The sequence below is a fragment of the Paenibacillus sp. sgz302115 genome, assembly GCF_056120445.1.
Genome location: NZ_JBVYOK010000019.1, coordinates 61,364 through 81,516, shown reverse-complemented (window position 1 = coordinate 81,516; position 20,153 = coordinate 61,364). Strand labels below are relative to the sequence as shown.

Genomic DNA, 20,153 nt, shown 5'->3' with positions numbered 1-20,153 from the left:
GGGTCTATTTTACCATAAATCAAGGGGAACTGAATATGACAGACCGATTAATCCGGCTGATGCGCATTATTACGCTAGTGCAAGCAAAACCAGGGATTCTGGCCCGTGAACTGGCGGAACGCTGCGGCAACAGTGAGAGAACGATATACCGGGATATGGATGCGCTCAGTGCCATGCATATTCCTATTACCCATCTGGGGCATGGGAAAGGATATGCTTTTATCGGGAATTTTGCCTTATATCCTCTGGATTGGTCGGACGAAGAATCAGCCGCTTTTTCTAAGCTGCGGGATATTATGAAGGATATCAGGCACATGCTGCCTCCAAGCTTTGAAGGTGCCTACGAGAAGGTAATGGCTGCGGAATACAAGCAGAAGGCGGAAAGGGAAGAAAAGATGGAAACTGCAAACAAAGAAGCCGGACAGTTATGGATGGAGAGGAGTGGTTCCCAAGGTGAGCCGCCGCCTTTTTTGACAGAAATTCTGGCAGCCGTGATGAAGCAGACCAGCATTCAGGCAGATTACAGTGAAAATGCTTATGAAGAAAAAGGAATCCAAATCGACCCTTACTGCCTTGTTCCCTTGGAAAATCGTTATCATTTAATCGGCTTTTGTCATCGGTTCGAGATCATCCGCACCTTTCATATCAACGGCTTCTCCAGTGTAAAGCCTACGAATTTCTGGTTTTCCAAGGAGCAGTTTGATCTTCAGGCCTTCATGGAGCAGAAATGGTCCCTGGATCAGGACAGCCTGCAGGTGGAGTTCAAGGTCAGATTTTCGGACCGGCTGATGGACCGGATCATGAACGAAGATATGTTTGTGAAGCCCAGCAAAGTAGACCGTCAGGGCCGCTGTCTTCACTTTAAGGTAGCTGTGGAGCAGGATATCGGTTTTGTCCGTTGGATTTTAAAATTTGAAGAGGAAGCGGAAATTCTGGAGCCGCCCTACTATCGGGATATGCTGAGAATTCAGCTGGAGAAATGGCTGTCGCTATATAAATAGCACAGTTTTTCTTTTATTCAGGCATACATTATTCTCACAAAAACAACTAGGGTTACTTATTCTGGCAAATTCTCCTTGTCTACTATGGATTTATATAGTAGTGTTATACATTATATAACATTAATGCCGGTTTGGCCCTAAAATACTGCCGTATAATGTCAGGTGTGGGTTATTCTATCTCTCCTAAACGGGCGTTTTTCTTCCTGTCATTTGACCTGTGTTCAATTTTTTAATAGAAGAGAGGGATCGTCTTGATCCAGCCAATTCTGAAAATTGAGGATTTGCACACCCATTTTTTCACTGACCATGGTGAAGTTCCTGCGGTGGACGGAGTGGATCTCTACATTAATCCCGGGGAGGTTCTGGGGGTAGTAGGGGAATCGGGCTGCGGCAAAAGCGTCACTTCGCTGTCCATCCTGAAGCTTGTTCCGGATCCGCCGGGTAAAATTGTGGGCGGGCGTATTTTGCTCAAGGGTCAGGATATCGTCCCGCTAAAAGAAAAAGAAATGCGGAAGATCCGCGGCAATTCTGTATCCATGATTTTTCAGGAGCCGATGACTTCGCTGAACCCGCTGTTTACCGTGGGCCAGCAGATCATTGAAGCCGTACGCCTGCACCGCGGCCTCTCCAGAAAGGACGCGCGGGAGCACGCGGTAGACATGCTTCGCAAGGTAGGGATTCCGCGGGCGGAGGCGATTATTGATGAGTACCCGCACCAATTGTCGGGAGGCATGCGCCAGCGGGTTATGATCGCGATGTCGATCTCCTGCAGCCCGGGGCTGCTGATTGCCGACGAGCCGACTACGGCACTCGATGTAACGATCCAGGCGCAGATTCTCGATCTGATCCGCAGGCTGAACGAAGAACAGGGGACTGCTGTCATGCTGATCACCCATGATCTCGGTGTTATCGCGGAGATGTGCCACCGGGTTGCTGTGATGTATGCGGGCAAGGTTGTGGAGGAGGGCAGTGTGCGCGATATTTTCAAGAACCCGCTGCACCCGTATACACGGGGATTGATAGAGTCTGTGCCAAGAATGGGCGAAACCCGGGAGCGCCTGTATTCGATCCCCGGTAACGTGCCTATCCTGAGCAAGGACATGCAGGGCTGCCGGTTCGCGCCGCGTTGTCCGAATGTTATGGAGATATGCCGGCAATCGCTTCCGCAGCTCACGCTGCAGGAAGAACGCCACGGCTGCAGATGCTGGCTGCATGATGATCAACAGGAGGATGCGGTATGAGTGAGAGCCTGCTCGAGGTCAAGGGTCTTAAAAAGTATTATCCGATCCATAAGGGATTCCTCAGATCAGCCCAGGGTTTTGTCAAAGCGGTAGATGATATTTCCTTCAGCGTAAGCAAAGGGGAGACCTTTGGCCTCGTAGGGGAGAGCGGCTGCGGCAAATCGACCACCGGCCGGGCGCTGCTTCGTCTGATTGAGCCGACGGCAGGTGAAATTTGGTTCGAAGGCCAGGATATCACCAAGCTGTCTATGGAAGAAATGCGTAAGCGCCGGCGGGAGATGCAGATTGTTTTTCAGGACCCCTTCTCTTCGCTGGACCCGCGCAATACCGTGCAGCGTATTCTGGAAGAGCCGATGATTGTGCACGGTACAGGCGACGCCGGGCAGCGGCGGGCCGCAGTCGAAAGGCTGGCGGATGTCGTCGGTCTGGCCAAGGCGCATCTGCAGCGTTATCCGCATCAATTCTCCGGCGGCCAGCGCCAGCGGATCGGGATTGCCAGAGCGCTCGCGCTGCAGCCCAAGCTGATCATCGCCGATGAGCCTGTGTCTGCGCTTGACGTATCCATCCAGTCGCAGGTGATTAACCTCATGCAGGATTTGCAGCAGGAATTCGGGCTTACGTACATATTTATTGCCCATGATCTCAGTGTGGTGAAGCATATCTGCGACAGCGTCGCAGTTATGTATCTGGGACGAATTGTGGAAATAACCGATAAGAACAAGCTTTATGCCGAGCCGCAGCATCCGTATACACAGGCGCTGCTGTCGGCAGTCCCTGAACCGGACCCCGATATCCGCAAGGAGCGGATCATTCTGCAGGGTGAAGTGCCAAGCCCGGCGAATGCGCCGGCAGGCTGTGCGTTTCATACCCGATGTCCACGGGTGATGGATGTCTGCCTTAAGGCAAGACCCACGCTTATGGAGAACGGGTCCGGACATTTAACCGCCTGTCATCTGTATGACGGGGAAGCCCATCCCCAGCTTGCCTAATGCTCACAACCCGGGATTAATACTGCCAAGCAAGGAGCGGATTTGGTATATGGCGGCGCTTTAGCGCAGTTCCATATAAACGTTTTAATACTTTTAATGGAGAAAGGGAGTGTTTCTTGAAATGAAGAAATGGAGTAGTCTTGCACTGGCAGTAACCCTGGGGGCGGTTCTAACACTGAGCGGCTGCGGAGGCAAAAACAATGCCGGTACAGAAGGAGCGGCCAGCCCGAATGCAGCAGCGACCGCTGCGCCGGAGAGCTCGCCTGAAGCTTCGGCAGCGCAGGATACCTTGATTCTGGGACGCGGCGGCGACTCCGCCTCGCTGGACCCGGCGATTGTCACCGATGGCGAATCCTTGAAGATTGGGCATCAAGTATTTGACTCCCTGCTGGAGTACAAGCCGGGAACCTCTGAAGTTGAGCCTTCCCTTGCGGATAGCTGGGAGGTATCTGCTGATGGCCTGACCTACACCTTCAAGCTGCATCCGGGTGTGAAGTTCCATGATGGAACGGATTTTAACGCTGAAGCTGTAGTGTTCAACTTCACACGCTGGAGCGATCCGGCAAGTGAATTCAAATTTGAAGGCGACTCTTTTGACTACTACGATTCCATGTTCGGTCCGGAAGGCAGCCGTGTGATCAAAGAAGTGAAGGCTGTTGATGCCACGACCGTACAATTTACACTGAGCCAGCCGCAGGCGCCTTTCCTGCAAAACCTCGCGATGACTTCCTTCGGAATTGCCAGCCCTTCTGCAATCAAAGAGAAAAAAGCAAACTTCAAGAATGAGCCTGTAGGTACCGGGCCTTTTATCTTCAAGGAATGGAAACATAATGATTCCATCACCCTGGACAAGAATCCTAACTATTGGAAAGAAGGACTTCCCAAGCTGAACAAGGTCATCGTTCGTTCGATTCCGGACAACTCGGCACGTTTCACTGCTCTGCAGAACGGAGAGATTGATCTGATGGAGGATTTAAGCCCGGATGATCTGTCCGCGCTTGAAGGCAATACGGAGCTGCAGAAGATTGAACGTCCGCCTTTCAATGTCGCTTACCTCGGCTTTAACTTCAAGAAGAAGCCTTTTGACAACGTAAAAGTAAGACAAGCCCTGAACTATGCGGTGAACAAGCAAGCTATTATTGATGCCTTCTTCTCGGGCCAGGCTACTGCGGCAGTCAACCCGATGCCTCCATCCCTGTGGGGCTATAACGATGCTGTGAAGGATTATGAATATAATCTGGACAAAGCCAAGGCGCTGCTGGCCGAAGCCGGATATCCGAAGGGGCTGCCTGACTCAGTGACGCTGTACGCTATGCCTGTATCCCGTCCTTATATGCCTGATGGTAAGAAGGTTGCCGAAGCCATTCAAGCGGACTGGGAAAAAATCGGCGTAAAAACCGTCATTGAATCCCCTGAATGGGCGACCTACCTTGATGACACCAAAGCCGGAGAAAAAGATGATATCTACATGCTCGGCTGGACAGGTGACAACGGAGACCCGGATAACTTCCTCTACACTCTTTTGGATAAGGATGCCATTCCAGGCAACAACCGTACGTTCTATGTGAATGAAGAGCTGCATACGTATCTGATCAACGCGCAGAAGGAAACGGATCAGACCAAACGCTCCGATCTGTATAAGAAGGCCCAGGAGATCATCAAAGCGGATGCGCCTTGGATTCCGCTGGTGCATACTACACCGCTGCTGGCTGCCAAAGCCAATCTGAAGGGTTTTGTTCCAGGTCCGACCGGTACGGAATATTACAGCGAAATTTACTTCGAATAGTATGCTTCATAAGCCTGTCTTTGCCGCTGCTGCCTGCGGCGGCAGGAAGGCTTATGGAACTCTGGAAGGTGATCCGACTTTGAATTCCTACCTATTAAAACGTGTTGCAGTATTGATCCCAGTTCTGCTCGGAATGACGATCATCGTGTTCTCCATTATCCATGCTATTCCGGGCGATCCGGCAGAGACGATCCTTGGTCAAAAAGCAACGGAGCAGTCCAAACAGGCGCTGCGGGAACAGCTCGGTCTGGACAAGCCGTGGCTGCAGCAGTATTTCAACTATATCGGAGATTTGCTGCAAGGAGATCTGGGAACCTCGATCCGCACCAAAACGCCTATCGCCAAGGAAATTATGCCTTATCTCGCGGCTACCCTGGAGCTTACGGCTGCCAGCATGCTGTTTGCGACTATTGTAGGCGTCAATGCGGGGATTCTAAGCGCATGGCGGCAAAATTCATGGTTTGACTATATCGCGATGATTATTGCGCTTATTGGTGTATCCATGCCGATCTTCTGGCTCGGACTGATGGAGCAGCTGCTATTCGCACTCAAGCTGCATTGGCTTCCTTCCATAGGGAGGATGGACCAGCGCAATCCGGTGGAGAGCATCACCAATCTTTATGTCATTGACACGATAATCGCCGGACAGTGGGGGCAGCTGTGGACGGTTATCAAGCACTTGATCCTCCCGAGCATAGCGCTCGGAACCATTCCGATGGCGATTATTGCCCGGATGACCCGTTCAAGCATGCTGGAGGTTATGAATTCGGATTATATCCGCACGGCAAAAGCCAAAGGCATGTCGCAATTTCTTGTTGTCTATAAGCACGCGCTGAAGAATGCCCTGATTCCTGTACTGACTGTAGTGGGTCTTCAGACAGGTGCCCTTCTTGGCGGTGCGGTACTGACAGAGACGATCTTTGCCTGGCCGGGTGTGGGAAGGTATATATTTGAGGCGATCAGTTCCCGGGACTATCCCGTGATCCAGACGGGGATTCTGATTATTGCCTTTATCTTCGTTCTGATTAATCTGCTTGTGGATCTGCTCTATGCCGCCATAGATCCGCGCATCAATTACAAGTGAGGGGAGAGCCTATGGGACAGGCATCCATTAATGCAACACCTCCTACTGCACCTGCCGAAAGGGTATCCGGCCCCTGGCGCGATGCGTGGAGGGCTTTTCGCAAGAACAAGACAGCCATGCTCGGGCTATGCATTATCGTCTTTTTTGTGCTGGTAGCTTTGCTGGCCCCGTTCATTGCGCCTTATGGATTTAAGGACCAGGAGTTAATCAACCGGCTAAAAGCGCCGTCCGCCGAGCATTGGTTTGGCACGGATGATCTTGGAAGAGATATGTTCACCCGTATTATATATGGCGCACGGATCTCGCTCTGGGTGGGTTTCTTTGCGGTAATCGGCTCTATAATAGCAGGAACAATTCTGGGCATTCTGGCCGGCTTCTACGGTAAATGGATTGATATGCTGATTTCCCGCTTGTTCGATATTCTGCTCGCCTTCCCAAGCATTCTGCTCGCTATTGCTATTGTGGCTATTCTTGGACCCTCCTTGCAGAATGCGCTGTACGCAATCGCCATCGTAAATATTCCTACATATGGCCGGCTTGTGCGGGCGAAGGTGCTCTCTTTGAAATCGGAGGAGTATATTACCGCTGCAAGAGCGATTGGGATGACCAATACCCGTATTCTGCTCACCCATATTCTGCCGAATAGCCTGACGCCGATTATTGTGCAGGGGACGCTCGGTATTGCTACGGCGATTATCGAAGCGGCTGCGCTTGGCTTCCTTGGTCTTGGCGCTCAACCGCCTGACCCGGAGTGGGGCAAGATGCTCTCCGATTCGCGGCAATTCATCCAGAAGGCTCCTTGGACGGTAGTGTTCCCAGGGCTGTCCATCATGCTGACGGTGCTGGGCTTCAACCTCATGGGAGACGGCCTGCGCGATGTGCTTGATCCCCGGATGAAGAATTGATTTCTTCAATAAAGTTCTTAAAGTCCTTTAGGCGTTCATTTTATGCTTAAAGGGCTTTTTGTGTTTTAGAAGCATAAACATATATTAACTACTGATATTAACCATTCATAACTAATTATAAACAAACATAACTAAAAATAATAGTAAAACAAAAAAAGATATGCTAGAATAGCATCTAAATAATACATGATAGATAAATGGGAGGAATGAAAATGTTCAAGAAATTAGCAGTAATTGCAATGACTGCAGTACTGGCATTGGGCTTGTCGGTGGTACCGGATAAGCAGGTGCAGGCAGCGGGCAAAACCGAGATTATCGTCTCTGCCGCAGCGAGTCTGCAGGACAGTCTTGATAAGATTGCCGTTCTGTATGAGAAGCAGCATCCCGATATTGATCTTGTTTTTAACTATGGCGCGTCCGGTACGCTGCAGAAGCAAATTGAGCAAGGCGCTCCGGCGGACCTGTTCTTCTCAGCCGGCGATAAGCAAATGAAGGCTCTGGTCGATGGCGGCCTTATTTCCGACAATTCGGAGCTTTTGAAGAATCAGCTGGTGCTGGTTGTGCCTTCGAATTCCAAAACCTCCATTTCAACGATTACACAGCTTACAGATAAAGCTTTCAAGAAAGTAGCTGTCGGACAACCTGAATCGGTTCCGGCCGGACAATATGCCCAGCAGTCATTGACAGCGAAGAAGGTATGGGATACGCTGCAAAGCAAGCTGGTATTTGCCAAGGATGTCCGCCAGGTGCTCTCTTATGTGGAAACAGGGAATGCTGATGCCGGATTCGTCTACAAGACAGATGCCCTCACTTCCAATAAAGTGAAGATTGCTCTTACTGTAGGGCCTCACGTGCATAAAGCGATCAATTATCCGGTAGGTATCGTTAAGGATTCCAAGCATCTGACCGAAGCCAAGGCTTTTTACAACTATGTTAAAACCAAGGTGGCAAGCGATATCTTTACAAGCTATGGCTTCAAGCTTGCTGAATAATAAAAAGTAAATAAAACGGGCGAAAGTAACGGAGGGGAAGTTTGGAACTGGAGGAACGGTAGTGACCGCCTTTGTCTGCGGATTTCCACCGCGAAGAGCGGTAATAATCAAGAAATCTGCAGACAACAGCGGCCGGAAGTCCAAACATTCCCCGCAGTTACGTACTAGCCCGAACAAACGGAGTGAAGAGAGTTGGAGATCAATTGGACTGATTTTTTCGCCCCGGTCTGGCTCTCCGTCAAGATTTCAGTCATAACCAGCATCATCGTATTCCTGCTGGCGACAATTGCAGCGAAGGCAATGGCGGGCCGGAGGTTTCCCGGCTATAGCCTGGTTGAAACGGTGCTGCTGCTTCCGCTGGTACTGCCGCCAACCGTGGTTGGATTTGTGCTTTTGGTGATTCTGGGCCGGCGGAGCTGGATTGGCAAGCTGTATGAGCAGTTCACAGAGCATACAATACTGTTCACCTGGGGAGCGGCGGTCATTGCTGCGGTGGTGGTTGCTTTTCCTCTCGTATACCGTACGGTGAAGGCCGGGTTTGAAGGGGTGGAGAAGGATCTGGAGGATGCCGCACGCGCGCAGGGAGCAAGTGAGCTGCAAGTGCTGCGTTATGTGACGCTGCCACTTGCCAGCCGTTCGCTGGCAGCCGGGTATGTGCTCGGATTTGCCCGGGGACTCGGAGAATTCGGGGCGACAATCATGGTGGCGGGGAATATCCCCGGCCGGACGCAGACAGTGCCTACCGCAATATATGTGGCCGTCGATGGCGGCAATATGACGTTGGCATGGATGTGGGTATTGTCTATCATTGTGATCTCCGCCCTTATGCTGATGTTTGTCAACCGCCGTTCTTGAGCACAGCAAAAAAGCAGGTCTCAGGCATGAGCTGCCAGGGCCTGCTTTTTACTATGCAAATATTGAAGGTGCGGCATAGAATGAGATCCAATTATTCCAGTCTGTCAGGTCTCGTAAATGACGGTTCCCGACTCACTAAGGTCGTAAGGGTGAATGGAGCTAAGCTCATTCTGAAAAGCGGGTGAGCGCAGAATATCCAGGACTGTCGCGATTAGCGCCTCGTGCTCGGGTTTCTTGAGTATCACCAGATCGTACCTTTCCTGAATAAGCGGAATAAAATCAACGCCGTCAATAATTTTGGCGGCTTTTTCTGTGCCGACGCCGACATCGGCCTCTCCCCGGGCCACTTTGCCGGCTACAGCAAAATGGCTGTTCTCTTCAGCAGTGTATCCGCTGATTTGAGCGGAGTGTATGCCATGCAGGCGAAGCTGCTCGTCGAGCAGCACTCTTGCACCTGCCCCGCGCTCGCGGTTGATCAGTCTAATCCCGTTCTTCTGCAGGTCGGACCAATCACGGATGCCTTTCGGGTTGCCCTTTTGCACATACAAGCCTGCACTGCGCGTCAGCATATGTATCACAACATAAGAAAAGCCGACCAGCAGTCTGCGGATGTAGGGAAGATTAAATTCTCCCGAATCGCCGTCCAGCAGATGGGTGCTGACAATGTCGGATTCTCCGTGATACATCGCAATCAGGCTGTCCAGACTGCCGGCGTAGGAACGGAGCGGACGGACAGGAGACTCGCTACGCTCCAGGTGGGTAGCTAGAATGTCCAGTGATATATCCTGTCCGGTAATCACTACATTAACTCCTGCTGCCTTACCTGTATATGCTGGCAATTGGGTGAACTGAAGCGGCGGAGGCGATACTGGTTCAGCCGCGCCGGCTCCCTGCGGCAGAACGGGGGAGGCTCCGCTGCGGGAATGCTGCTTATACGCCTCCAGATCGGAATGATCGACACGCATCTGCTTGCCGACTCGGTAAGAGGGCAGCTCACCCTTTTTAATCAGATCATAGACCTTGAGCTTGGATATTTTCAATAACCTGGCGATTTCCTCGGTTGTGTAGGAAGTATTCTCGGACATGGATAAAGCCTCCTAAGAATGAACTGCGGCAGCTCTCAAAATTAAGCCATAATAGCTCAAGACTACCTTATTTTGAGTTTCGGCGCAATTAAAGAACTTGGCCGGAGCGGAGGCGTAAATCTGCTTAATTAATTCAATGCCTGCTATTTTTTAGCCTGCTGCGTGTCGGATAACCGGATCAGCTCGGAGACAGTAACAAAACGGAAGCCCTGCTTCTCCAGCTCAGGCAGGATAATTTTCAGCGCCGCCCGGGTTTGCGATTGTCCGTGAACATGGTCGTGAAACAGGACAATATCTCCACTGTGTGCACCCCGGATCACTCTGCTGGAGATACTGTACACCCCGGGCCGCTTCCAGTCGCGGGTATCCTGATGCCAGGACCACAGCACCGGCTTCAGCCCCATGCTGTTGGAGACATCAACCAACGTCTCGTCGTACATGCCGCCGGGCGGTCTGAACAGGCTGCTGTGCCTGCCGGATATCTTAACGATTTCATTTTCCGTCCGCTCCAGCTCGTCCTGAATCTGCTGCGCGGAGATCGGCTTCTTGAAATAGACGTGGTTGTAGGTATGGTTGGCCAATTCATGGCCCTCGGAGATTACCCTGCGGGCAACCTCGGGATAGGCAGCGATCCGTTTGCCAATGGCGAAAAAGGTGCACTTGGCATTGTACTTATGCAGTACATCGAGAATCAGATCGGTCTCTGAAGGGTCAGGCCCATCGTCGAAGGTCAGGGCAATCACCTTCTGGTTGGTGTGCACTTCCCAGATCATATCGCCCCTCTGCTCGTAATAGTAACGGTTCTTGACACCAGGGCTGCCAAGCACGGCGTCTGGCGAGCCCAGTAGAAGTGTACACGCTGCAATTGCTGCGGCGGTGATTTTCCAGCCTGTTTTCATTGGTTCAGATCCACTCCACTGTATTCATGTACATAATAGAATGCGCAAGGACCCTGACAGAATATTCATCCCGGGCGGAAGCGCTGAGCCTATTTGTATTTATGAGTGAAAGTTCCGGGCAAAATGACTTATAATGTATAACTAAATACAGACCAAGGAATAGGGGCAGGGGATATGACACTAATTGAGAAAAGAGAACATCGGCAATATCCGGAGATTACCCGCCTGGAAACATCGAGAGCCGCATATGAGCGCGATTATTCGCGATTGATTCATTCGCCGACCTTCCGCCGGCTGCAAGGCAAATCACAGGTGTTCGGCGCAGGCACCGGCGATTATTACCGCACACGCCTGACCCACTCGCTGGAGGTGGCGCAAATTGCCCGGGAAGCGGCCAAAAGCCTGCTGCGCTCCTACCCTGAGGTAGAAACGGGACAAGCTGAAAATCCGGGGCTTGTGATTGATCCTGAGGTGGTGGAATGTGCGGCTATCGCCCATGATTTCGGCCATCCGCCGTTCGGCCACAAGGGGGAAGAGGTGCTCGACGGCATTCTGGAGAAGCTGGTGGAGCGGAAAACAGCGGAAGCGGTGCGTAAGTCTGGCGCAGGTCCGGTGCAGCAGCAGACGATTCGCGAGAATATGCGGCGGCAGTATGAGCATTTTGAGGGCAATGCCCATAATTTCCGGCTGATCATGTTCCTGGAGAAACGCGAGAATATCGACGGTCTGAATCTCTCGGATGCCGTGCTGCTGGGGATTAACAAATATCCTTTTCCTGGCACAGTGCTTAAGAAGGGCATGTATCTGAATGAGTGGAATTACATCTCGGAAATCCGCAGCGAGTGGGGAATCCCTGAAGGGAAGAAGACGCTCGAAGCCCAGCTAATGGACCTCTGCGACGATATCGCCTATTCCGCACATGATCTGGAGGATGGCATTAAAGCCGGCAAAATCGAAGTGCATGAGCACTTTATGTTTGACGACTATATCCAGCGGCTGATTGTGGAGAAAATAACGACACTGGAGGATGCCTTCTGGATCGGGTGGAGGGAAGCCGCCATTCACACCAAGGTTGAAGAGGTGCTGAGTTCGTTCCTGCGGGTATGGAAGGAGAAAATGCCGACCTGCGAGAATGATTACTCCCGCACACGCCGCGAGGTCAAAGCCTACTGGGTCAGCACCTTTGTCGCGAGTCTTGGCGTCATTGAAGACGGGGACTGGAAGAAGGTCACCTTCATTAAGGATGGCCAGGAGGATGAGGACATGCTGCGGACTGTAAGTGTGCTGAAAAGCTTCGCCTGGGTCACGATGATCCGTGATTTGCGCGTGCAGCGGCTGCAGAAGCGGAGCGAGTGGATTCTGCGGCGGCTATGGGAGGCGTTCCTGGACCCGGAGACATCGCGGGCAATCATTCCAAGCGACTGGCTGCAGCGGTATGAGAAGGATCAACGGCAGGCTAAGCCCATCTGGACCTGGGAGCATATGGTAATTGATTATATCGCCGGAATGACGGATGCTTTTGCCGAGAAAATATATAATGAGCTGTATGGACTGAAGGTCGGCTCAATTTACGATCTGGATTAGAGACGCTATTCTGTTACGAGCAAACCGTATCTGCTGAAGGTACGGTTTTTTTCTGTGTATTCTAGTCTTGTTTTTTGAATTCTGGTCTTTGATTTTGAATTCTGGTCTTCATTTGCTCTATTTTGTTATTATTTTGTTAGTTTTATTTCTTGGAGCCGTGCGGATCATGAAATGAATTTATATGTAAAAAAAATATGAATATAACCCTTGTTTTATATGGGTGTATTGCGAACCGTGCTGATTTTTTTACTTTTGGGGAATCAGTAGATTATAGAGTTTTTAAACATTTATATTATTTTGTTATTGTTTATTTATTGTTAAGGTGCTAATATTGCCAATGTAGTTATTATGTTTTTGTAAAACTGAAAGCCCTTACAGAAAAAAGGAGGAGGATGAACGGATGAAGATATTTAAAAAAGGATTCCCGCTGCTCCTGACAGGCATTATGCTTGTCTCGATGGCTGCACCCGCACTGGCGAGTGGCAAGGCGGAGGAGAGCCTTGGGAATTCCGGGACGCACTGGGCCAAAGAAAGCATTGCAAAGTGGCAGGGGAATGGTGTGATTCAGGGGTATCCGGACGGTTCCTTTAAGCCGGACAACAAGGTTACACGTGCTGAACTGGTCAGTATCATCAATAAGTTATTCGGATTCAGCGCGGCGGCGGAAACGTCCTTTGGAGATGTTCCTGCGGGAGCCTGGTATGCCAAGGATCTGTCGATTGCCAGACAGGCCGGTTATTATAAAGGCTTCCCGGACAATAAAGCGAAAGCGGATACACAATTATCCCGCCAGGATGCGGCTACGTTGCTTGCTGAAGTATTCTCGCTGAAGCCGGGCGCTGGCGCGGCTGCCGTTTCTTTTACGGACGGCGCTGCAATCAGCGGTTATGCCAAGGAAGCTGTTCAGGCGATGAAGGGGATGCTTAACGGTTATCCCGACGGCAGCTTCCGCCCGGATAATCTGATCACAAGAGCTGAGACCGTCAGCATCATCGACAGACTGGTCAGCCGCTACTATAACACAGCCGGAACCGTCACCGGCGGCGCTGTAGAGGGCAATGTGCTGGTCAACCACACCGGCGTCACCCTCAAGGACAGTGTGATTTCGGGCAATTTGTATTTGGCCCCTGGAATCGGCAACGGTGAGGCATCTCTGGAGAACGTAACCGTGCAGGGTGCTGTATATGTTGCCGGAGGCGGAGAAAATTCGATTCATGTCAAGGATTCCAAGCTAACATCGGTTATCGTGAACCGGCCGGAAGGCAAGGTGCGCCTAGCTGCCGAAGGCTCTACAATGATCAAACAGCTTACAGTTGAAAGCGCTTCTATTATAGACGTAGGTTCGGGTACGGTGATTTCAGAGGCAGTGATCGGCAGCAGCGCCGCCGGTACTGCTGTCACTGGGAAGGGAACGATCAGCAGGCTTGACGTTCGCGGCGCTTCAGTCACACTGAACGGTCAGCCTTTAGGCATAGGGACTACCTCGGTGAAGGATGGAGTGCCCGTAACGGCAGGCGGAGGAACGGCTGCGGTCACTAACAATTCCGGCAGCTCTGGCGGAAGCGGAGGAACGGGAACCGGGACGGGGACTACGGTCCGAATCGTTGACACTAACGCTACAGCGGCAACAAAATCGCTGTTCGCCTACCTGGGTGAGAAGAGCGGCAAAGAAGTCATGTTCGGGCACCAGCATGATACCACCGTATCTTTTGCCGGCAAAGATGAAGCGGGCAAGGTGATTTCCGATGTGTACAGCGCTACCGGCGATTATCCGGCGGTATTTGGCTGGGATACTCTCAGCCTGGACGGCTATGAAGCGCCGCCGGGAGTCAGTGGAGACTATGAGGCCAGCCGGCTGGGCCTGACTGCTGCAATGAAGCAGGCGCATGAGCTGGGCGGCATCGTTACACTGAGCACGCATCCATATAATTTTGCCACCGGCGGCAGCTTCAACGATACCAGCAACACCAAAGGCGCCACAGCATCAGTGGCCGCGCGTGTTTTGCCGGGCGGGGACAAGAACGCTGCCTTCAACGCCTATCTCGACCGGATCGCCAAATTTGCGAATAATCTGAAGGATGATAACGGCAACCTGATTCCGGTGCTGTTCCGTCCATTCCATGAGCAGAACGGGGGATGGTTCTGGTGGGGCGCAGCTACAACCACCAAGAGCGAATATGCCGAGCTGTACAGATACACCGTTGAGTATTTGCGCGATGTTAAGGGAGTCCACAATTTCTTGTACGTGTTTTCTCCGAACGGCTCCTTTAACGGCAATGAGAGTGAATATCTGACGACCTATCCGGGCGACCAGTACGTGGATATTCTCGGTATGGACCAGTATGACAACAAGGACAATGCCGGTTCGGACGCTTTCCTGAGCGGCCTTGTTAAGGATCTGAAGATGATTTCCGGTCTGGCCCAGGCGAAGGGCAAGATTGTTACCCTGTCGGAATACGGCTACAGCGCCGCAGGCATGAAGACCACCGGAAATAATGAGCTGAAGTGGTTCACCAAGGTGCTAAATGCAATCAAGGCTGACCCGGATGCGGCAAAAATCTCCTACATGCTGACCTGGGCCAACTTCGGTGAAGGGAATAACCTTTACGTTCCATACAAGAATGTCCCTAAGAAAGCGGATCATGAGCTGCTTCCAGACTTCGTTAATTTCTATAATGATCCATATTCCGCTTTTGCCGGAGATGTAAAGAATGACAACAAGTACGGCCTCACCGTAAACGCAGCAGCCAAAGAACCGTTCCTGCATATTGTCACTCCGAACAATGTTGGCACGGTAAGTGAGGCAACGGCGGTTATCCGGGCCAAGGTAGCCAATACTGTGCCTTCCAAAGTGACGTACAAGGTAGGGGACTCCGCAGTTGAGACAGAAATGACGCTTGGTGCAGACGGCTATTATGCCGCAGCTTGGAAGCCTGACGCCAGCCTGAACGGCACTTCTGCCAATATTACGGTAAAAGCGTATGGACCGGGAGATACGCTGCTCACGCAAAGTGTCTCGGTATTTGTGAAGATCAGCGAGGTTCCGCTCAAAGAGATCACCTTTGACACAGCGGCCGATCTGGAGCAAATCCAGAATAATGGAACCTGGTCCGGGCTCGCCGGAAACGGCGAGACGATCAAGACTGAATTCGGGCATGCGGTTCTGGCCGGAGACGGCAAGCTGGCGATCAAGGTTACGGAAGGGCTGTCCGCAGCGGACACCTGGCAGGAATTGAAGCTGCAGCTTACGCCTGCGGCACTGAAGGACGTAAATCTCGCCAAGGTCAACCGGGTGAAATTTACGGTGCTGATCCCAGAGACTGCACAAAATGAAGCTGGTAATGCCTCAGTACGGGGAGTTGTGCAGCTCCCGGATGATTGGAATACGAAGTATGGGATGGATTCCAGTTATAAAGCATTGTCTGCTCTGGAGAAAGTAACGCTGGACGGAGCACAGTACTACAAGTTTGATGTTGCTGTGGATCTGGATAATGCGGCGAAATCAGCATCGGCAACCGGGCTGGCGATTTCCATTGTGGGAAGCGGTTTTGTATCTCAAGGTGTACTGCCGATCTATGCGGACAATATCGTTCTATATAATACCTATTCTGCACCGGTGTCCGACAACGCGCTGGTGGATGATTTTGAGTCCTACGGTTCAAGCGACGATGCGCTTGCGGCCAAATATCCCAAAGCGGGCGGGGACGATATCAGCGTAGCGCTAAGCAATGACCGGAAGTATTCCGGCAGCTATGGAATGAAGCTCCACTATAATATCAATAATGCGGGTTATACAGGGGTAGGAAAAAATCTGGGCTCCTTGGATTGGTCCGATTACAATGCAATCAGCTTGTGGGTGGCCTCAGATGGCAATAGCTCTTACGCGCAGACCGGAGCACCGCTGAAGCTGGTAGTTCAACTGGTGATTGACGGGGGATATTTCGAAGCTTATCCGGTTATTAGCCCTGACACAAACGGGAAGATTGTTTTGAGCCTCAAGAATTTGACGGAAATGAGCTGGGGCACAGCCGGTCCGCTTACCAAAGAGCGGCTGGCGAAAGTGCAAAGTCTGAATCTCTATGTAAATGCGATGGATGCAAAAGCGCATGAGGGCACGCTGTATTTTGACGATATCAAAGCGGTGTACGATTCGTCGCTTCCCGATATGTCCGGCGGCAATAACGGAGTGCCAAACGTCCATGCACCCGGAATATTGTATCAATTCCAGAGTGCTGCGGATATTGAAGGCTGGACTGCGGCAAATGGAGACAGCGCCAACGCTCAGGCTCCCGAATTCGTTGCTGGGGAGCAAGCTGTCGGCGTACAGTTTGATCTGGTGAATACAGGCCAGAATCCCGATGGCAGCTATAAACAATCCTTCGAGCTTGCTGTGGACCCTGCAAAACTGAATATTACCGGTCTGGATACGATTAATGCAAAGGTTAAGCTGTCGAACGGCACCGCCAAAGCGCGGCTGTTCATCAAGACGGGGGCAGGCTGGGCCTGGAGCGACAGCGGGACGCCGATTACTGTTGATTCAAGCGGGTATAAGACCTTGTCGATTTCTTTACCGGCAGCTGCAGCAGGGGCAGGTGTGGACCTATCCGCAGTAAAGACAATCGGCATTAAGATCGAGGACATTTCCGGTGACGGCGGAACCGCCAAGCTGTATCTGCAGGAGGTTGCACTTACTTCAGCCGTTCCTGACGTTCATTACGGATTTGAGACCGGCACGGACGGCTGGGCGCTGAATAACAATGAGGCGGTATCGGTATCAACGGATGTGTATGCCGAAGGCAAGCAATCCTTGAAGCTGGACCTCGCGTGGGCGGATGATTCCTTTTTGGCGGCTGCAAAATATGCTGATCTGGATCTGAGTTCCTTCACGAAGCTTAGCGCCAAGGTGAAAATTGTCTCGGACAATCCAGATGTGCAGGCTAAGCTCTTCCTTCAGCTGCGGGGGTACACCGTATGGCTGGATTCCGGTGCACAGGCGGCCTCCGGTGAAGATTTTACCGAGTTCACGCTTGATTTCAGCGATATCTCCACAATTCATAACATTAGTGTGAACAGCGGAGGCGAGCCGTTCACCCTGGCTGATTTGAAGAAGGCCAACGCCCTGGGGGTTCAGATCGTAACTCCTTCGGCAGCGGGCACGGCAACCGTGTATATTGATGAAGTGAAGTTTTCACGCTAAATCAGATTTCAGTAGAGAGCTAGCAAAAGCAGCGGTATTCCCCAGGGAGTATCGCTGTTTTATATTGTTGCCGGGTGGCGGCACAGCGGTTTCTGCTTAGGCTGGAGCCTGCACCCAAAGCCGCGTGCTGTGGGGATTCTATATAAATATTCCGGTGTAATTTGCCGAAATAATACATGTAGTCTGTTGTTGTGCCAATTTATGAAAATGAAAAGTAACAATTGTAAATGCAATGTTATATTTTCGTAAAAGAATGAGGGGGAGTGCTTGTGGAAAAAGATTCTGAAGTAAAGGGTTCTGCAAGAGGAGTATTAAGCGAAAAAATGAAGCGTGCTGTAGCAAAGGGGAAAAGAAGCATCGGCATTAAGATAGCGTCGGGATACGTGGCTTTGGCGATATTGGTTATGATTTCAGGCGGAGTCTCCCTCATTCAAATGAACGGCATGCAGAAGAATACAGGGGATATCATCAACAGCACGATTCCCGAATTGAACCGGATACATAATGTTAATTACTACACAGAACATATCATGTCTATCAGTATGCAGCATATTCTCAATACCGGGGGAACGGAGAAGGCGAAGCTGGAAAAAGAGCGTGATGAATATATCCGCAAGGTTGCTGAAACCGTGAAGAGCTATAAGGCTGTGATCAGGGACGCAGAGCAGCAGAAGCAGCTGCAGTCACTCAGCGACAAATGGGATGAATTTATGTCCATTAACAACCAGGCGATCAAGCTAAGCAGCTCAGGTGATGAGGAACTGGCTCTGGAGGTCTCGAAAAAAGGGATTGCCGCGTTCAACTCCATGCAGACCGATTTAGACAAGCTTGTAGCGCACGGCCAGAAGGAGGCGGCTGACAAGGGCAGCCTGTCCGTTACAATTTTTCATACCTCAATGACGTTGAATATTGTAACTGTGGTGCTTGTGCTGATCGTGATCGGGCTGATCAACATGCTTATCCGGCGTACGCTGATCGATCCGCTCAAGAAGGTGACCGCTCATCTGCAGCGGATATCGGGCGGCGATCTGACGGCGGAGGATACCATAATCTCCAATCAGGATGAGATTGGCCTGCTTGCGGGCACAGTGAATGAGACCAACCGGACGCTGCTGGATATTGTGAGCCAGATCAGAAGCGTCGAACAGATCATTGCCAAGCAGAGCGAGGATCTGGGGCATAGTGTGTCCTACACCAAAGAGGGCGGCAGTCAGATTGCTTCTACGATGGAGGAATTGGCGAAGGCATCGGCAAGCCAGGCGGAAGCGGCCGTGGATGCATCCAGAGCTGTAGAGGAGCTGAACAGGCTGATTGAAGCTTTTGCGGGCAGAGGTGTAGATCTGTCAGTCCATTCGGAGCAGGTCCGGGTTAAGGGCAGCAGAGGTGAGGAATTGATGCAAAGCTCAGTTTCGCAAATGGGCCAGATTGCCGAAGTGGTCTCTCAGTCGATGGTAACAGTGGAAGAGCTGAACCGCAAGAATGAAGGGATATTCCAGCTTGTGGGTGCGATCCGCAATATTTCCGAGCAGACACATCTTCTGGCGATTAATGCAGCCATCGAAGCGGCCAGAGCCGGAGATAGCGGACGTGGCTTCGCCGTAGTAGCGCAGGAGGTGCGCAAGCTTTCGGAGGAGGTACAGCAGACCGTATCGGAGATTACCGGAATCACACAAGGCATCCAGCATGACTCAAGGGAAATGGTCCAGCAGTTGCGCAGCGGCGTTGAGAAAACGGAGGAGGGCAGCCGGCAAATCATGGAGACGGGTGCGGCCTTGGCTGAAATCAACAAGTCTGTATCTGGAATGGCCGGTGCCATTGAGGAGATGGGCAATGATCTGAAGCAGATGACTGCGGCAAGCGAAAGCATGAATGAATTCAGCCAGCACATCTCGGCTCTGGCACAGGAGTCGGCGGCGGGCGTGGAAGAAACATCGGCATCTGCCACTGAACAGGTCAGCACTATAAGTGAGGTTGCGGCCGGTATTGAGCATCTTGGAACTTTGTTAGCCGAGCTTAAGGAGTCCGTGACCCGGTTTCAGGTGTAGGAAAACAGCCTCTCGCGATTGCATTTACGAAAACATATAAACTGAACTATAGATACACCCAATCGGCATTGGTCGTGACTACAGAGAATGTTTGGACTTCCGGTCGCTATCGCTCCTCCAGTTCCAAACTTCTCCTCCGTCACTTTGCCTTTTGTTGTTCTTTATTTCAGCTTATATAGTAAATGCAGGCGCAGAGGCTGTTTTTTTGTTGTTTAGGAGATAATGATTCCTCTTTGAATTCGGCGAATTCACACAAATGAGTGGAAATCAGTCGGATTCGAACGCCTTTTTCCAACTAGCGCTGGCGAAGAAGCAGGTGAGCAGTGTTATGTAGATTGAACTTGAAATTCGTAGTCTTCATGTTGGATAACCATAGTGGATTTTTTGCATGACTGCACTTCTTGCAATAGAGTACTTATTATTTTGCGTCGAATCGCCTTCTGCTGTATTTCGTGCAATAGACTTTCGGAATACAGAGTTAAAAACAGCT

At 51.3% G+C, this 20,153-nt stretch carries 13 protein-coding genes; 11 read left to right on the top strand and 2 right to left on the bottom strand.

All coding sequences use genetic code 11. The features are described from left to right. Positions 1-35 precede the first annotated feature (35 nt). The 8 genes from AC0LWN_RS25985 (at position 36) to modB (ending at position 8,853) form a co-directional block, all read left to right on the top strand. Positions 36-1,001: a helix-turn-helix transcriptional regulator gene (locus tag AC0LWN_RS25985; protein WP_474670517.1), complete on the top strand. Its 966-nt coding sequence runs from the start codon at positions 36-38 to the stop codon at positions 999-1,001. A 251-nt stretch (positions 1,002-1,252) separates the two neighbouring features. Then, complete coding sequence (locus tag AC0LWN_RS25980; protein ID WP_474670515.1) at positions 1,253-2,242, top strand: ABC transporter ATP-binding protein; 990 nt, start codon at positions 1,253-1,255, stop codon at positions 2,240-2,242. Next, complete coding sequence (locus tag AC0LWN_RS25975) at positions 2,239-3,231, top strand: ABC transporter ATP-binding protein (RefSeq protein ID WP_474670513.1); 993 nt, start codon at positions 2,239-2,241, stop codon at positions 3,229-3,231. Before AC0LWN_RS25980 ends, AC0LWN_RS25975 begins: the two co-directional genes overlap by 4 nt. Before the next feature lie 121 nt (positions 3,232-3,352). Beyond that, positions 3,353-5,017, top strand: coding sequence for an ABC transporter substrate-binding protein (locus AC0LWN_RS25970; RefSeq protein WP_474670511.1), 1,665 nt, complete (start codon positions 3,353-3,355; stop codon positions 5,015-5,017). A 79-nt stretch (positions 5,018-5,096) separates the two neighbouring features. Further along, positions 5,097-6,101, top strand: coding sequence for an ABC transporter permease (locus tag AC0LWN_RS25965; RefSeq protein ID WP_474670509.1), 1,005 nt, complete (start codon positions 5,097-5,099; stop codon positions 6,099-6,101). Between the two features lie 11 nt (positions 6,102-6,112). Further along, positions 6,113-7,006 carry a nickel transporter permease gene (gene nikC / locus AC0LWN_RS25960; RefSeq protein ID WP_474670507.1) on the top strand — a complete coding sequence of 298 codons (894 nt, stop codon included), beginning with the start codon at positions 6,113-6,115 and terminating at the stop codon, positions 7,004-7,006. 212 nt (positions 7,007-7,218) lie between these two features. Then, positions 7,219-7,998, top strand: coding sequence for a molybdate ABC transporter substrate-binding protein (gene modA / locus AC0LWN_RS25955; protein WP_474670505.1), 780 nt, complete (start codon positions 7,219-7,221; stop codon positions 7,996-7,998). Between the two features lie 198 nt (positions 7,999-8,196). After that, positions 8,197-8,853, top strand: a complete 657-nt coding sequence (gene modB, locus AC0LWN_RS25950; RefSeq protein ID WP_474670563.1) for a molybdate ABC transporter permease subunit — start codon at positions 8,197-8,199, stop codon at positions 8,851-8,853. Positions 8,854-8,957: 104 nt separating this feature from the next. On the opposite strand, the gene AC0LWN_RS25945 is transcribed toward modB, so the two are convergent. Then, positions 8,958-9,938: a helix-turn-helix transcriptional regulator gene (locus AC0LWN_RS25945; RefSeq protein WP_474670503.1), complete on the bottom strand. Its 981-nt coding sequence runs from the start codon at positions 9,936-9,938 to the stop codon at positions 8,958-8,960. Positions 9,939-10,081: 143 nt separating this feature from the next. Beyond that, positions 10,082-10,837: a polysaccharide deacetylase family protein gene (locus AC0LWN_RS25940; protein ID WP_474670501.1), complete on the bottom strand. Its 756-nt coding sequence runs from the start codon at positions 10,835-10,837 to the stop codon at positions 10,082-10,084. Positions 10,838-11,011: 174 nt separating this feature from the next. Here AC0LWN_RS25940 and AC0LWN_RS25935 point away from each other — a divergent pair, with 174 nt between their 5' ends. The 3 genes from AC0LWN_RS25935 (at position 11,012) to AC0LWN_RS25925 (ending at position 19,663) form a co-directional block, all read left to right on the top strand. Continuing rightward, positions 11,012-12,421: a deoxyguanosinetriphosphate triphosphohydrolase family protein gene (locus AC0LWN_RS25935; RefSeq protein WP_474670499.1), complete on the top strand. Its 1,410-nt coding sequence runs from the start codon at positions 11,012-11,014 to the stop codon at positions 12,419-12,421. A gap of 400 nt (positions 12,422-12,821) precedes the next feature. Further along, positions 12,822-17,618, top strand: coding sequence for a glycosyl hydrolase (locus tag AC0LWN_RS25930; protein ID WP_474670497.1), 4,797 nt, complete (start codon positions 12,822-12,824; stop codon positions 17,616-17,618). A 269-nt stretch (positions 17,619-17,887) separates the two neighbouring features. After that, positions 17,888-19,663 (top strand): methyl-accepting chemotaxis protein, encoded by a 1,776-nt coding sequence (locus tag AC0LWN_RS25925; RefSeq protein ID WP_474670495.1) that lies wholly within the window; start codon positions 17,888-17,890, stop codon positions 19,661-19,663. Positions 19,664-20,153 lie beyond the last annotated feature (490 nt).